Below are 14546 nucleotides of genomic sequence, written 5' to 3'. Positions count from 1 at the left end.
CGAGCCGAGGAGACACCCCACCCCGGCCCCCCACCCCGACACCCACCGAGGCACGGGCCCGCCCATCAAGCCCCGCCGGCGTTTGAGGCGCGGGTCCGGGCAGAGCCCGGCAGACGGCCCGCACCGCCGAGCACCCCGCGGGGGAACCGGCCCCGCCGGCGTTTGAGGCGCGGGTCCGGGCAGAGCCCGGCAGACGGCCCGCACCGTACCGTCGAGCACCCCGCAGGGGCCCGGCAGACGGCGGCCGAAGCCGGCGCTACGCGTCCAGGCCGATCGCGAACGCCGCTTCCAGGTCGTGCTGGGAGTACGTGCGGAAGGCCACGTGCGTGTCCGTCGCCTCGACGCCCGGGATCTTGCTGATGCGGCCGGGGATGATGTCCGCCAGGTTCTCGTGGCGGGCCACGCGGACCAGCGCGATCAGGTCGTACGTCCCCGTGACGGAGTAGACCTCGCTGACGTTCTCGAGGGCGGCGATGGACTCGGCGATCTCGGGGATCCGGTCCACGCTGGTCTTGATGAGCACGATCGCGGTGATCACGGCTGGCTGTCTCCCTCGGTGGCCGTCGCTGGTCGCCTCACTCTAGTCGTACCCCGATATCGGGCCCACGCGTAGAGGAAGCCGAGCGAGAAGCCCACCAGATGGGCCAGATAGGCGACCCCCGGCCCGCTGCCGGCCCGCTGCGCCGCCACCCATTGGAGGGCGAACCAGAACAGCAGCACGATCCACGCCGGGAACCGCAGCGGCAGGAAGAAGAGGAACGGGAACAGGCTCGTCACCCTCGCCCGCGGGAGCAGGAAGAGGAACGCGCCGAGCACCGCCGAGATGGCTCCGGAGGCTCCGACCAGGGTTTGTGGGGAGCCCGCGTTGGCCGCCGCGTACGCCGCCATCGCCAGGTAGCCCGTACAGAGGTAGAAGCCGAGGAACGCCGGGCGGCCCATCCGCTCCTCCGCCATCGCACCGAAGACGTGGAGGAACAGCATGTTCCCGAGCAGGTGCAGCCAGCTGCCGTGGACGAACAAGGCCGTCAGCGGAGTCAGCCAGGCCCGCGGGGTGCCCGTGAACAGTTCGTCCGGAACCACACCCCAGCGCCGGAAGTAGGCCGTCCCGGCGGACAGCAGCTCATCCCCCGTCCCGTAGGCCGGGTTGAGCCCCGAGGCCGGGCCGAGTACGAACACCACGGCGCAGCCCGCGATCAGCGCGTGGGTGACCACCGGTCCGCGGGCGGCCTCGCGAACGGCCCGCCACTTTACGATCATGTGACAGAGCATGACGTAAGGGGACCCACCTGAAGCGGTGGCAGGCCGTAGGGTTACGAGCTGCGGTCCGCAGGACGACGCATACGGCGGCGCGGGCGGCTTTAATTGAATCAGCTACGAAGGAGAGAGCGGCCTGATGACGGTTCCCCTGCCGACCGACACCACCCGGTGGCGCTGCACCCTGTGCGGCAACCTCACGCGCTTCGACGTGACGCGTTCGTCGAAGGTCGTGGAGTACGTCCACCTGGACCTCGCCGGGGAGCCCAAGGTCGAGGAACGCGAGGTGGTCAATGAGACCATCGAGTCGGTCCGCTGCCGCTGGTGCAACGCGGTGGACCAGATCGAACTCGTGGACAGGCCGGGCGCGGACTCCTGACGGAGACGCACCCACAGGAAGATCACGGTAGGGGTGACGGATTGTGGAGCCAGCAAGCGGCGCTGAGCCGGCCGACGCGGCCGGCGACGCCGCCGAGGCGCTCGACCACCCGCTGCCGGAAGGCGTGCGGCGCCGGGTCGTCGCGCTCGTCTCGGACGCCTTCGGCGGACTGACGGTCGCGGACCTCCCGGCGCAGCTGCGCCAGTACGCCCGTTTCACCCCGACCCGGCGCGCCAAGTTCGCGGGCAACGCCATGGCCGCGGCGGTCGAGACCGACGCCGTGTTCCGCAGCCGGGTCGCCGAGAAGCTCCGCGAGGCGCAGGCCGATCTGGCCGCCGCGCTGGAGGCCGGCGCGCCCCCGGCCGCCGCGGATCCGCTGGACGTGGCGGCCGCCGCGTTCGTGCTGCGGCCGGCCGGTTGGGTCAAGCTGGTCGCCGCCGCGGGCGAGGAGGCGCAGCGCGCCGACGCCGAGCGGGTCGGCGAGGAGACCCGCCGCGAGCTGGAGCGGCTGCGCGAGGAGCTGGCCCACGTACGGGAACTGCAGCGCACCGGCGGCGAGCAGGTCCGGGTCGAGCTGGACGCGGCCCGCAAGGAAGCGGAATCGCTTCAGCGCAAGCTGCGCAGCGCCCTCAGCGACGTCAAGCGGGGTGACGCGGCCCTGCGCAAGGTGAATGCGGAGATCGACGGGATCCGCGGTGACGCGGCCGCCCGGGTGGCGGCCGCCGAGAGCGAGTCCCGGCGGCTCAAGTCCCGTCTCGCGGAGGTGGAGACGGCGCTGGAGACCTCGCGCCGGGCCACCCGTGAGGGGCGCAGCATCGAGGACATGCGGCTGCGGCTGCTGCTGGACACCGTGCTGGACGCGGCGCAGGGGCTGCGCCGCGAGCTGGCGCTGCCGCCCGTGAACACGCGCCCGGCCGACACCGTGGACGCGGTGGAGCCGGGTCGGATGACGCCGAAGGACATCGCGGCCCGTGCCCTGTCGGAGACCGATCCGGCTCTGCTGGACCAGTTGTTGGCGCTGCCTCAGGCCCATCTGGTGGTCGACGGGTACAACGTGACCAAGACCGGCTATCCGACGATGCCGTTGGAGAAGCAGCGGCTGCGGCTGCTGGGCGGGCTGTCGATGCTGGCCGCCCAGACGGGCGCGGAGATGACCTGTGTCTTCGACGGGGCGGAACTGGCGGCCCCGGTGCTGCTCGCGCCGCCGCGCGGGGTGCGGGTGCTGTTCTCCAAGGCCGGGGTGACGGCGGACGAGCTGATCCGCCAGTTGGTGCGCGCGGAGCCGCCCGGCCGGCCGGTGGTCGTGGTCTCCACGGACCGGGAGGTCGCCGACGGGGTGGCCAAGGCCGGCGCGCGGCCCGTGACGTCCGCTTTGTTGCTGAAGCGGCTTTCGCGCGTTTCGTAACTCCTCGCCTTGATGCCCGAATTGATGGGACTCGCGGGGGACGCACCGTCAAGTGCCCTGCACGGAGCGTGCGCTGTAGGTAAAGAACCTGGTGGGGGACCGAATTTTTTCCCGACAGGATTTGAACTGATCACAGATGGGTCACTAGGGTCTGGTCAAACCTTCGTGCGGTAGATCACTCATTCGGGGTGGCGGCGAAGGTGCTGCCGAGTTGCGTTCTTCGGCGGCTCCCAGGAAGAAGGAGATCGCCTTCGTGGCGTCCCACCGTCGACCCAAGCAGCCGAACCGCGCTCGTGTGACCGTGCTCACCTCGGTCGCGGCCGCGGCCGTCGCCCTCACCGCGCAGAGCGCCTCCGCCGCGCCCGCGAAGCCGAGCAAGGACGAGGTCAAGAGCCAGGTCGACGCGCTCTACGAAGAGGCGGAGCAGGCCACCGAGAAGTTCAACGGGGCCAAGGAGCGCCAGGACAAGCTGGAGAAGGAGATCGGCCAGCTCCAGGACCAGGTCGCCCGCGGCCAGGGCGAGCTCAACGACCTGCGCAGCACGCTCGGTTCGATGGCCAGCGCCCAGTACCGCAGCGGCGGCATCGACCCCTCCCTCGCCCTCCTCCTCTCCGAGGACCCCGACAGCTACCTCGACAAGGCCTCCTCCCTGGAGCACCTGAGCGCCAAGCAGGTCGAGGGAGTTCAGCGGATCCAGGACAAGCAGCGCACCCTCGCGCAGCAGCGCCAGGAGGCCGCCGGCAAGCTCGCCGACCTCGACGCCACCCGCAAGGAGCTCGGCGAGAAGAAGAAGGTCTCCACCGAGAAGCTCGCCGCGGCCCAGGCCCTCCTCAACACCTTGACCGCGCAGGAGCGCGCTGCCATCAAGGAGGAGGACACGCGCGCCAGCCGCGCCGACAGCCAGCGCGTGGACCTCGGCAACGTCAAGGGCTCCGGCCGCGCCGCGATCGCCCTGGAAGCCGCCAAGACGAAGCTGGGCTTCACCTACCAGTCCGGCGGCACCGGCCCCAACGTCTACGACTGCTCCGGGCTGACCCAGTGGGCCTACAAGCAGGCCAACGTCAGCATCAGCCGCACCACCTTCACCCAGGTGAACGACGGCACCCGCATCGGCCGCAGCCAGCTCCAGCCCGGTGACCTCGTCTTCTTCTACGGCGACCTGCACCACGTCGGCCTCTACGCCGGCAACAACATGACGCTGCACGCCTCGAACCCGCGCAGCGGCATCAAGTACGAGTCCATGGACAACATGCCGTTCCAGTTCGGCGTCCGGGTCGGCTGATCCGCCCCCGGGTACGGGACGCGCCCGACACCGCCCATCCGGGCGAATTCCCGGGCCCGAGTCTGACCACACGCCCCGCCGGTGACCTGCGTCTCCTGCGGGGCGTCGGCATGTCCGCCCGCCGACGGTCGTTGGCCGGTGTGTGGTCACGCCGCTACTGTCTGCCAGCGCGGAACCCGGCACACGGCCGTCCACGGGGGGCGGACCCGGGCCCCGCGCAGCGGAAGGGAGCGGTTTCACGTGGCGTCCCATCGCCGGGCCGGGCTCGGCAGCCTCGACCGGAACACGACGGTCACCGTCCTCACCGCCGCCGCGGCCACGGCCGCGGTCGCCATGACGGGCGTACCCGCGAGCGCGGCCCCCGGCCTCCCGCACGAACCCGGCGGCGGGGCGAGAACCGGCATCAGTGCCCAGGTCGACCGCCTCTTCGAGGAGGCGGAGCAGGCCACCGAACGCTTCAACGAGGCGGGCGAGAAGGCCGACCGGCTCCGCGTCGAGGTCAATCGGGCCCAGGACGCGGTGGCCCGCGGCCAGGAGCGCATCAACACCATGCGAGGCGTCCTCGGCACCTACGCCGGGGCCCAGTACCGCGGCGGCGGCATCGACCCCGCCGTCGGTCTGATGCTGGCCGAGGACCCCGACGCGTACCTGGAACGGGCCGCCGCCCTCGACCGGCTGACCGGCCGCCAGGCCCGGCAGCTCGACGAACTCCGCGAGGAACAGCGCGAACTCGGCCAGGAGCGCCAGGAGGCCTCCCGCAAACTCGCCGAACTCGACGCCCTGCGCTCCGACGTGGCCCGGCACAAGCGCTCCGTCACCGCGAAGCTCGCGGCCGCCCGCCGGCTGCTCAACGCCATGCCCTCCGGGGAGCGGGCCGACTACGAACGCTCCTCGCGCTCCGGGGGCCGCCCCGAGGGGCTGCCCGACTTCTCCTCCCTCGGCCCCTCCTCGGGACGCGCCGAGACCGCCGTGATGGCGGCCCGGGCCGCAGTCGGCCGGCCGTACGTATGGGGCTCCACCGGCCCCTCCGGCTTCGACTGCTCCGGGCTGATGGTCTGGTCGTACCGGCAGGCCGGGGTCTCCCTGCCGCGCACCTCCCAGGCCCAGCGGCACGCCGGCCGGCAGGTGCCGCTGTCGCAGGCCCGCCCCGGCGACCTGGTGACGTACCGCTCGGACGCCAGCCACGTCGGCATGTACGTCGGCAACGGCCAGGTGGTGCACGCCCCCTACCCCGGGGCCCGGGTCCGCTACGACCCCGTCGGGATGATGCCCGTCTCCTCCGTGACCCGCCCCTGACGCACCCGTGCGTACGATCGTCGGATGCCCCCCGTCCGCCGGTCCCTCGTACGCGTGCTGCCGCTCCTGCTGAGCGCGCTGCTCGCCGGGTGCGGCGCGCCCGCCCCGCGGGACGCCGCCGAGCGGGACATCAGGGAGGCCGTCGCCGACTGGGCCCGGACACCCCCCGAGCGGCTCGCCGGGATCCCGCTCGAGGGCTGGGCGTACGAGGTCTCCGCGGTCCGGCGGGACGGAGGGCAGGCCACCGTCCGGGCGGACCTGCGCTACCGGCTCGGCGGCTACGACGCGGCCGCGACCGTGTCGGCCCGCGAGGTGCGCGTCGCCCGGGAGAACGGCCGGTGGCACGTCACCGGCGACCGGGCCGCGCCGGGCGCCCTGCCGCAGCTGTGGGACCAGGGCCCGGTGGCGGTGGTCCGCGGGGAACGCTCGCTGGTGCTGGGCGTCGGGCAGGAGGCGGGAACGCTGTCCGCGGTCGCGGCGGAGGCCGACCGGGCGGTGCCCGCGGCGAGTGCCGCCTGGCCGGGGTCCTGGGCGGGCCGGGCCGTGGTGCTGGTCCCCGGATCCCTGGACCGGATGGCGGAGCTGCTGGGCCGCCCGGCCGCCGAGTACCGGGGCATGGGGGCCGTCACCACGGGCCGGGTGGGCGCGGCCCCGGCCCCCGCCGACCGGGTCGTCGTGAACCCGCAGGGGTGGGCGGAGCTCAGCCGGGCCGGTCGCGGGGTCATCCTGGCCCACGAGGTCACTCATGTGGCCACCCGGGCGGCGACCACCGCCACCACCCCGTCGTGGCTCTCCGAGGGCTTCGCGGACTGGGCGGCCTACCGCGACACCGGGGCCGCCCCGGAGCAGGCCGCCCCGGCGCTGGCCCGGGCCGTACGGCGGGGCGAGGTGCCGGGCGCGCTGCCCCGGTCGGAGGACTTCGCCTTCGGCGGCGACCCGGAGGCGCTGGCCCGGGCGTACGAGGGCGCCTGGCTGGCCTGCCGGCTGATCGCGGAAAGATGGGGCGAGGCGGCGCTCGTGGACCTGTACGGGAGGGCCGGGCGCGAGCCGTGGCCGGTGGCGGTGCGCGGGGCCCTCGGGGTGGACCCGGACGCGTTGACGAAGGACTGGCAGGAGGCCCTGCGGGCGGAGTTCCGCTGAGGGCGTCCGGTACGTTGGCAGCGATGCACAAGACGCTGATCGTGACCAACGACTTCCCGCCGCGCCCCGGCGGCATCCAGGCCTTCCTGCACAACATGGCGCTGAGGCTGGATCCCGACCGGATCGTCGTCTACGCCTCCACCTGGAAGCACAGCGCGGAGGGCCGCGAGGCCACCGCGGCCTTCGACGCGGAGCAGCCGTTCCAGGTGATCCGTGACCGTACGACGATGCTGCTGCCGACCCCGCGCGTGACGCGGCGGGCGGTCGGCCTGCTCCGCGAACACGGCTGCGAGTCCGTGTGGTTCGGGGCGGCGGCCCCGCTGGGGCTGATGGGCCCCGCGCTGCGGCGGGCGGGTGCGCGGCGGATCGTGGCGACCACCCACGGGCACGAGGCGGGCTGGGCCCAGCTGCCGGCGGCGCGGCAGCTGCTGCGCCGGATCGGCGAGGGCACCGACACGCTGACCTACCTGGGGGAGTACACGCGCTCGCGGATCGCCTCTGCGGTGACGGACCGGGCGGCGGCGCGGATGGTGCAACTTCCGCCGGGGGTGGACGAGAAGACCTTCCACCCGGGATCGGGCGGGGCCGAGGTCCGGGCCCGGCTCGGGCTGACGGACCGCCCGGTGGTCGTCTGCGTCTCCCGGCTGGTGCCGCGCAAGGGGCAGGACACCCTGATCGAGTCGATGCCGCGGATCCTGGCGGCGGTGCCGGACGCGGTGCTGCTGATCGTGGGCGGCGGACCGTACGAGGCGGACCTGCGGGAGCTGGCCGTCTCCACCGGGGTCGCGGACTCCGTGATGTTCACCGGAGCCGTGCCGTGGTCGGAACTCGCGGCCCACTACGGCGCGGGTGACGTCTTCGCCATGCCGTGCCGGACCCGGCGCGGCGGGCTGGACGTGGAGGGGCTCGGCATCGTCTACCTGGAGGCCTCGGCCACGGGCCTGCCGGTGATCGCGGGCGACTCGGGCGGGGCGCCGGACGCGGTGCTGGACGGCGAGACGGGCTGGGTCGTACGGGGCGGGTCTCCCGAGGACGCGGCGGACCGGATCGTCACCCTGCTGAAGGATCCCGAGCTGCGGGCGCGGATGGGCGCCGCCGGCCGGGCGTGGGTCGAGGAGAAGTGGCGCTGGGACCTCCTGGCGGAACGGCTGCGCGAGCTGCTGTAGCCGTTGCGGGCGCGGCGCCGCCACCGGCGGCCCTGCCCCCGGACCCCCGACAGCGGAGCCGCCGGTGCGCGGCTGCGCAGCCACGTCTGACTGTCTCTCGGATGCCTGTCAAGACGGCGTCTGGCCGGAAGGCTGGATTCCGCCCATGATGCGGCCATGACATCCAACCTGACGCGCCGTCAACTCTTGGGACTCGGCGCCCTCTCGACCGCCGCCGCACTCGGTTTCACCCGGATCGGGGCGGCCTCCGCCGCGGGCGTGGAGCCCGCCGCCGCCCCGTACGCCCCCGCCATCGTCGTCGGCTCCGGCTACGGATCCGCCGTCGCCGCCCTACGGCTCGGGCAGGCGGGCGTACGGACCGTCGTGCTGGAGATGGGCCGGCTCTGGGACACCCCCGGGGCCGACGGCAAGATCTTCCCGTCCACGTCCGCCCCCGACCAACGCTCCATGTGGTTCCGCAACCGTACCGAGGCCCCGCTCGCCCAGTTCCTCTGGCTGGACGTGGTCAACCGCGACATCAGCCCCTATCCCGGAGTCCTCGACCGCGTGAACTACGGCGACATGTCCGTGTACGTCGGCCGGGGGGTCGGCGGCGGATCGCTCGTCAACGGCGGGATGGCCCCCACGCCCCGGCGCTCGTACTTCACCGAGGTGCTGCCGCAGGTCGACGCCGACGAGATGTACGGCACCTACTACCCCCGCGCCCGCGCCATGCTCGGGGTGAACGACATCGACCCGGCCTGGTTCGAATCCACCGAGTGGTACCGCTTCGCCCGGATCTCCCGCAAGCACGCCCAGAACACCGGCCTGAAGACCGTCTTCGTCCCCAACGTCTACGACTTCGCGTACATGCAGCGCGAGGCGGCCGGTACCGCGACCCGCTCGGCTCTGGCCGGCGAGGTCATCTACGGCAACAACCACGGCAAGAAGAGCGTCGACAAGACCTACCTCGCCGCGGCCATCGGCACCGGCAACGTCACCATCGAGACCATGCAGCGCGTGGTCGGCGTACGGCCCGACCCGGCCGGGGGATACGTCCTGACGGTCCGGACCAGCGATGTCACCGGACGGGTCACCCAGGTCCGTGAACTCGGCTGCAAACAGCTCTTCCTCGGGGCCGGGAGCCTGGGAACCACCGAGATCCTGCTGCGGGCCCGCGAGACCGGGACGCTGCCCGCGCTCAGCGACAAGGTCGGGCTCGGCTGGGGGCCCAACGGCAACGTCATGACCGCCCGCGCCAACCACCTGTGGGACACGGTCGGCTGCAACCAGGCCACCATGCCCGCGATGGGCATCGACGACTGGGACAACGCCTCGAACCCGGTCTTCGCCGAGATCGCCCCGCTCCCCATGGGCATCGAGCACTGGATCTCGATGTACCTGGCCATCACCAAGAATCGGGAGCGCGGGCACTTCACGTACGACGCCGCCGCCGACTCGGCCCGGCTCAACTGGCGGCGGGACCAGAACACGCCCTCGGTCAACGCGGCGAAGAACCTCTTCGACCGCATCAACCGGCGGAACTTCACGATCTACCGGTACGACCTCTTCGGCGACAACAAGGCGTTCGCCGACAATTTCACCTACCACCCGCTCGGCGGCTGCGTCCTCGGGGACGCCACCGACGTGTACGGGCGGGCCAAGGGCTACCAGGGGCTGTACGTGGTCGACAGCTCCCTGATCCCCGGATCGCTCGGCGTGAACCCGTTCGTGACCATCACCGCCCTCGCGGAGCGGAACATGGCCCGGATCCTCGCCGAGGACCCCCGCTAGCGCCGCGGACTAGCCGCGGTACAGCGCCTCGATCTCGTCCGCGAAGTCCTTCGCCACCACATTGCGCTTCAGCTTCAGCGACGGCGTGATGTGACCCGACTCCTCCGTGAACTGGGAGGGCAGAATGCGGAATTTCCGCACCGATTCCGCCTTGGACACCGCCGCGTTGCCGTCATCCACGGCCTTCTGGACGGCGGCGACGAGGTCCGCGTCCTCGCGCAGCTCCGCCGCCGTCACCCCGGCCGGCTTGCCGTTCTCCGCGGCCCACCGGCCGAGGAACTCCTCGTCGATGGTGACCAGCGCCGCCACGAAGGGCCGCGCGTCGCCGACCACCATGCACTCCGCGACCAGGGCGTGCGCCCGGATCCGGTCCTCGATCACCGCGGGGGCCACGTTCTTGCCGCCCGCCGTGACGATGAGCTCCTTCTTGCGGCCGGTGATCGTGAGGTAGCCGTCCTCGTCGAGGGTGCCGACGTCGCCGGTGTGGAACCAGCCGTCGGTCAGTGCCTCGGCGGTCGCCGTCTCGTTCTTCCAGTAGCCCGTGAAGATCTGCTCGCCGTGCAGCAGCACCTCGCCGTCGTCCGCGATGCGTACCACGGAGCCCGGCATGGGCTGGCCGACCGTACCGATCTTCTGCTTGTCCCACGGGTTGAAGGTGGTCGCCGCACAGGACTCCGTCAGGCCGTAGCCCTCCAGGACCGTGAAGCCGATGCCGCGGAAGAAGTGGCCGAGCCGCTCGCCCAGCGGAGCGCCGCCGGAGATCGCGTACTCGCCGCGGCCGCCGAGCACCGCGTGCAGCTTGCTGTAGACCAGCTTCGAGAAGACCTTGTGCTTGAGCTTGAGCCCGAACGAAGGCCCGCGCGGGGTGTCCAGCGCGCGGCTGTAGGCGATGGCCGTGTCGGCCGCCGCGTCGAAGATCTTCCCCTTGCCCTCGGCCTGTGCCTTGGCGCGCGCCGAGTTGTAGACCTTCTCGAAGACCCGGGGGACGCCGAGGATCAGCGTCGGGCGGAAGGACTGCAGCTCGTCGGTGAGGTTCTTGATGTCCGGTACGCAGCCCAGGCGGATCGGCGCCAGTACGGCCGCCACCTCCACGAGGCGTCCGAAGACGTGCGCGGCCGGCAGGAACAGCAGCACCGAGCACTCGCCGGTCTTGAACAGCGGGCTCAGGCGCTCCACCGCGTTGCCGCACTCCGCGAAGAAGTTGCGGTGGCTCAGCACGCAGCCCTTGGGGCGGCCGGTGGTGCCCGAGGTGTAGACGATGGTGGCCGGGTCGTCGGCGTTGGCCAGGCTGCTGCGCTCCTCGACCTCGGCGTCGGAGATCTCCGCGCCGGCGGTCTTCAGCGTCTCCAGGGCGCCCTGCTCGATCTCCCAGACCTCGCGCAGCTCCGGCAGTCGGTCGCGCAGGGAGGCCACGGCCGCGCTGTGCGCCGGGCTCTCCACGATGACGGCGACGGCGCCGGAGTCGCCGAGGATCCACTGGACCTGCTCGGCGGAGCTGGTCTCGTACACGGGGACGGTGACGCCGCCCGCGCTCCAGATCGCGAAGTCGAACAGCACCCACTCGTAGCGGGTGCGGGAGATGAGGGCGACCCGGTCGCCGGGCCGGATGCCGGCCGCCATGAGGCCCTTGGCCGCGGCGCGGACCTCGGCGAGGAATTCCGTCGCGGTCACGTCCTGCCACCGGCCGTCGACCTTGCGGCTCATGACGGCGGTGTCTGGATGCTGAGCGGCGTTGCGGCGGATGAGATCCGTCAGGTTCCCGTCCGACGGGACCTCGTACAGGGCCGGAAGGCTGAACTCGCGCAAGACTGCTGCTCCTCTGGGCGCCATCGCCACCATGTGGACCGACCGGACGTTACCCACCGGTAGTGGGTTCCCGATAGGGGGAACCGGCCAGATGTTCCGTGCGTCACATTCTGCACTTACCCTGCCTCACCACTTACGTGCAGACAGTAGTCGACCCCCTCCGTGACTCGGAAGTAACCGCAGGTAGGGCCACCCTTCCCGCCCCCTCTACCCGCCACCACCAGGCAGCCCTAGGGTTGGCCGCATGGCTGGCAGCATGCGGGGACAGCAGGACGGCACGAGCGGATCAAGCCGCGGACCAGGCCCGGGGCCGGGACGAGCGGCGGGCTCCGGGCCGGGCTCCGGGCCGGGCCGCACCCGGATCCACGTCGTGAGCGACGTGCACGGCAACACCGAGGACCTCGCCCGCGCGGGCGACGGGGCCGACGCCCTCATCTGCCTCGGTGACCTCGTGCTCTTCCTCGACTACGCCGACCACTCGCGCGGGATCTTCCCCGACCTGTTCGGAGTCGAGAACGCCGACCGCATCGTCGAGCTGCGCACCGCGCGCCGCTTCGAGGAGGCCCACGCCTTCGGCCGGCGGCTCTGGGCCGGCCTGGACCGCGACACCCTCATCGAGGGCGCCGTCCGACGCCAGTACGCACAGATGTTCGCCGCCTTCCCCACCCCCACGTACGCCACCTACGGCAACGTCGACGTCCCCGGCCTGTGGCCCGAGTACGCCGACCGCGACGGCATCACCGTGCTCGACGGCCAGCGCGTCGAGATCGGCGGCCGCGTCTTCGGCTTCGTCGGCGGCGGACTGCCCTCCCCGATGCGCACCCCCTACGAGGTGGACGAGGAGGAGTACGCCGCCAAGGTCGAAGCCCTCGGCGAGGTGGACGTGCTCTGCTCGCACATCCCGCCGGAGGTGCCCGAGCTCTGCTACGACACGGTCGCCCGCCGGTTCGAACGCGGCAGCGAGGCCCTGCTCGCCGCGATCCGCCGCACCCGCCCCCGCTACGCCCTCTTCGGACACGTCCACCAGCCGCTCGCCCGGCGGATGCGCATCGGGAACACCGAGTGCGTGAACGTGGGCCACTTCGCGTCCACCGGCCGGCCCTGGGTCCTGGAATGGTGAAGATCGACCCGCTGCCCGGCGCCCTCCCGCGGGGTGCGGCAGCCAGGCGGGAGGCACTGGAGTGGCGACGTCCGCACGCGCGGTAGCCTTCACGCGGCGGCCCCAGGCCGCACACATCCTCGAACCACCCCAGCTGCCGCTGGGAGGTACCCCCAGCCCGGAGGAGCGACCGCGATGGCGGAACACACCAGCTCAAGCATCACGATCGAGGCTGCGCCCACCGACGTGATGGCCGTGATCGCCGACTTCGCCCGTTACCCCGAGTGGACCGGCGAGGTGAAGGAGGCCGAGGTGCTGGCCACCGACGCCGAAGGGCGCGCCCAGAAGGTCCGTCTGCTGCTCGACGCCGGCGCGATCAAGGACGACCACACCCTCGCCTACACCTGGAAGGGCACCGACGAGGTCAGCTGGACCCTGGACAAGTCCCAGATGCTGCGCCAGCTGGACGGCTCCTACCGGCTGACCCCGGTCGACGGCGGCAAGCGCACCGAGGTCACCTACCAGCTGACCGTCGACGTCAAGATCCCCATGCTCGGCATGATCAAGCGCAAGGCCGAGAAGGTCATCATCGACCGGGCGCTCGCGGGCCTGAAGAAGCGCGTCGAAACCGTCTGACCCCGCTTCCGCCTTCCGCTTCCCGCGCACCGGACGGGCCGAGGAACGCGCCGCGCGCCCTTCCGGGCCCACACCGCCCGCGGGCGCGCGGCCCACGGACCACCACCGACCCGGAGCACCCGCACATGCACACCTTGCTGATCACCGGCCCCGGCGGAGCCGGGCGGACCACCGTGGCGGCGGCCACCGCCCTCGCGGCGGCCCGCCACGGACAGCGGGTACTGCTGCTCTCCGGCGACATCGGCGACCCGCTCACCGCCCTGGTCGGCGACCCGGCCGCCCCCGGGCTGCGGGTGGCCCGGGTGGACTCCGGCGAGGAGTTCCGCGAAGAACTCGTCGCCCTCCAGCAGCGCGGATCCGCCCTCCTCGGCATGGTCGGAGCCCGACCGCTGGGCGCCGAGGAGATCACCGAACTCCCCGGCGCCGAGCAGTTCGCCCTGCTCCGCGCCCTGCGACGGGCCGCCACCGCGCCCGACACCGACCTCGTCGTCGTCGACATGCCACCGCTCCACCAGACCGTGGCCACCCTCGCCCTCCCCGCCCAGCTACGCCGCTACCTCGCCCGGCTGCTGCCCGCCGAACGGCAGGCCGCCCGCGCCCTGCGGCCCGTACTGGCCCAGCTGGCCGGCGTACCCATGCCCGCGCAGTGGCTCTACGAGACCGCCGCCCGCTGGGACGAGGAGCTGGCCGCCGTCCAGGCCGTCGTCGAGGCCGACACCACCGAACTGCGGCTCGTCGCCGAGCCCGGCCCGGCCGCCGCCGACGCGCTGCGCCTCGGCCGGCTCGGACTCGCCCTCCAGCAACTGCCCGTCTCCGCCGTCGTCGCCAACCGCATGGCTCCCCAGGACTCCGCCGATCCCTGGCTCGCCGGGCTCGCCGCCCAGCAGGAGAAGTACGCCGCCGAGTGGGCCGCCGAGCTCCCCGTGGTGCCCCTGGCCCACCTCGGCCGGGACCCGCGCGGCCCGCAGGACCTGGAGCGACTCGCCGCCGTCGACGCGCTCGTCCCCGAGGCGCCCGCGCCCCGCCGGGCCTGGGCCGTCGAGGACCGGCTCGACACGGACGGCGTGCTCGTCTGGGTGGTACCGCTGCCCGGCGCGCACAAGAGCGACCTCGACCTGGTCCGCCGCGGCGACGAGCTGCTGCTCACCGCCGGCCCCCACCGCAGGATCGTTCCGCTCCCCGGGGCGCTGCGCCGCTGCACCGTCTCCGGCGCCGCCCTCGCCCAGGGGGAGCTCCGCGTCCGCTTCACCCCCGACCCCGGACTGTGGCCCCGTACGCGATGAACCGCGTACCCCCGTTCGGGTACCGTC

At 72.7% G+C, this 14546-nt stretch carries 13 protein-coding genes; 10 read left to right on the top strand and 3 right to left on the bottom strand.

Annotated features, from left to right (window positions below; all coding sequences use genetic code 11):
- Window positions 1–256 precede the first annotated feature (256 nt).
- Together ACGFYY_RS33695 and ACGFYY_RS33690 are read right to left on the bottom strand one after the other, a co-directional pair.
- Window positions 257–538: an Lrp/AsnC family transcriptional regulator gene (locus tag ACGFYY_RS33695; RefSeq protein WP_030013053.1), complete on the bottom strand. Its 282-nt coding sequence runs from the start codon at window positions 536–538 to the stop codon at window positions 257–259.
- A complete protein-coding gene (locus ACGFYY_RS33690) occupies window positions 535–1257 on the bottom strand; it encodes a rhomboid family intramembrane serine protease (RefSeq protein WP_037864911.1) in 723 nt (240 codons plus the stop codon). Before ACGFYY_RS33690 ends, ACGFYY_RS33695 begins: the two co-directional genes overlap by 4 nt.
- A gap of 136 nt (window positions 1258–1393) precedes the next feature.
- Here ACGFYY_RS33690 and ACGFYY_RS33685 point away from each other — a divergent pair, with 136 nt between their 5' ends.
- From ACGFYY_RS33685 to ACGFYY_RS33655, 7 genes are all read left to right on the top strand, one after another.
- Complete coding sequence (locus ACGFYY_RS33685) at window positions 1394–1633, top strand: hypothetical protein (protein ID WP_008738811.1); 240 nt, start codon at window positions 1394–1396, stop codon at window positions 1631–1633.
- Window positions 1634–1673: 40 nt separating this feature from the next.
- Window positions 1674–3038 (top strand): NYN domain-containing protein, encoded by a 1365-nt coding sequence (locus ACGFYY_RS33680; protein ID WP_393715257.1) that lies wholly within the window; start codon window positions 1674–1676, stop codon window positions 3036–3038.
- 253 nt (window positions 3039–3291) lie between these two features.
- On the top strand, window positions 3292–4320 hold the full coding sequence (locus ACGFYY_RS33675; protein ID WP_365275010.1) for an NlpC/P60 family protein: 1029 nt from the start codon (window positions 3292–3294) through the stop codon (window positions 4318–4320).
- A gap of 240 nt (window positions 4321–4560) precedes the next feature.
- Entirely contained in the window at window positions 4561–5616 is a 1056-nt protein-coding gene (locus tag ACGFYY_RS33670) for an NlpC/P60 family protein (RefSeq protein ID WP_393715248.1), read from the top strand.
- 24 nt (window positions 5617–5640) lie between these two features.
- On the top strand, window positions 5641–6756 hold the full coding sequence (locus ACGFYY_RS33665) for a hypothetical protein (protein ID WP_393715246.1): 1116 nt from the start codon (window positions 5641–5643) through the stop codon (window positions 6754–6756).
- 23 nt (window positions 6757–6779) lie between these two features.
- The gene (locus ACGFYY_RS33660; protein ID WP_365275019.1) at window positions 6780–7922 is read left to right on the top strand and encodes a glycosyltransferase family 4 protein; all 1143 of its coding nucleotides are present in this window, start codon (window positions 6780–6782) and stop codon (window positions 7920–7922) included.
- A 156-nt stretch (window positions 7923–8078) separates the two neighbouring features.
- Complete coding sequence (locus tag ACGFYY_RS33655; protein ID WP_393715243.1) at window positions 8079–9695, top strand: GMC oxidoreductase; 1617 nt, start codon at window positions 8079–8081, stop codon at window positions 9693–9695.
- Between the two features lie 9 nt (window positions 9696–9704).
- On the opposite strand, the gene ACGFYY_RS33650 is transcribed toward ACGFYY_RS33655, so the two are convergent.
- Complete coding sequence (locus ACGFYY_RS33650) at window positions 9705–11501, bottom strand: AMP-dependent synthetase/ligase (protein WP_393715241.1); 1797 nt, start codon at window positions 11499–11501, stop codon at window positions 9705–9707.
- 370 nt (window positions 11502–11871) lie between these two features.
- Between ACGFYY_RS33650 and ACGFYY_RS33645 the strand changes: the two genes are divergently transcribed.
- The 3 genes from ACGFYY_RS33645 (at window position 11872) to ACGFYY_RS33635 (ending at window position 14519) form a co-directional block, all read left to right on the top strand.
- Entirely contained in the window at window positions 11872–12621 is a 750-nt protein-coding gene (locus ACGFYY_RS33645; protein WP_393715239.1) for a metallophosphoesterase, read from the top strand.
- 174 nt (window positions 12622–12795) lie between these two features.
- Window positions 12796–13236, top strand: coding sequence for an SRPBCC family protein (locus ACGFYY_RS33640; RefSeq protein ID WP_365275031.1), 441 nt, complete (start codon window positions 12796–12798; stop codon window positions 13234–13236).
- 125 nt (window positions 13237–13361) lie between these two features.
- Window positions 13362–14519 carry an ArsA family ATPase gene (locus ACGFYY_RS33635; protein WP_393715237.1) on the top strand — a complete coding sequence of 386 codons (1158 nt, stop codon included), beginning with the start codon at window positions 13362–13364 and terminating at the stop codon, window positions 14517–14519.
- Window positions 14520–14546: the final 27 nt, after the last annotated feature.

It is taken from the genome of Streptomyces sp. NPDC048331 (assembly GCF_043201215.1).
In the GTDB taxonomy this organism is placed as follows: Bacteria; Actinomycetota; Actinomycetes; order Streptomycetales; family Streptomycetaceae; genus Streptomyces.
The sequence above is the reverse complement of the archived record's forward strand: the minus strand, read 5'-3'. Positions and strand labels throughout refer to the sequence as shown.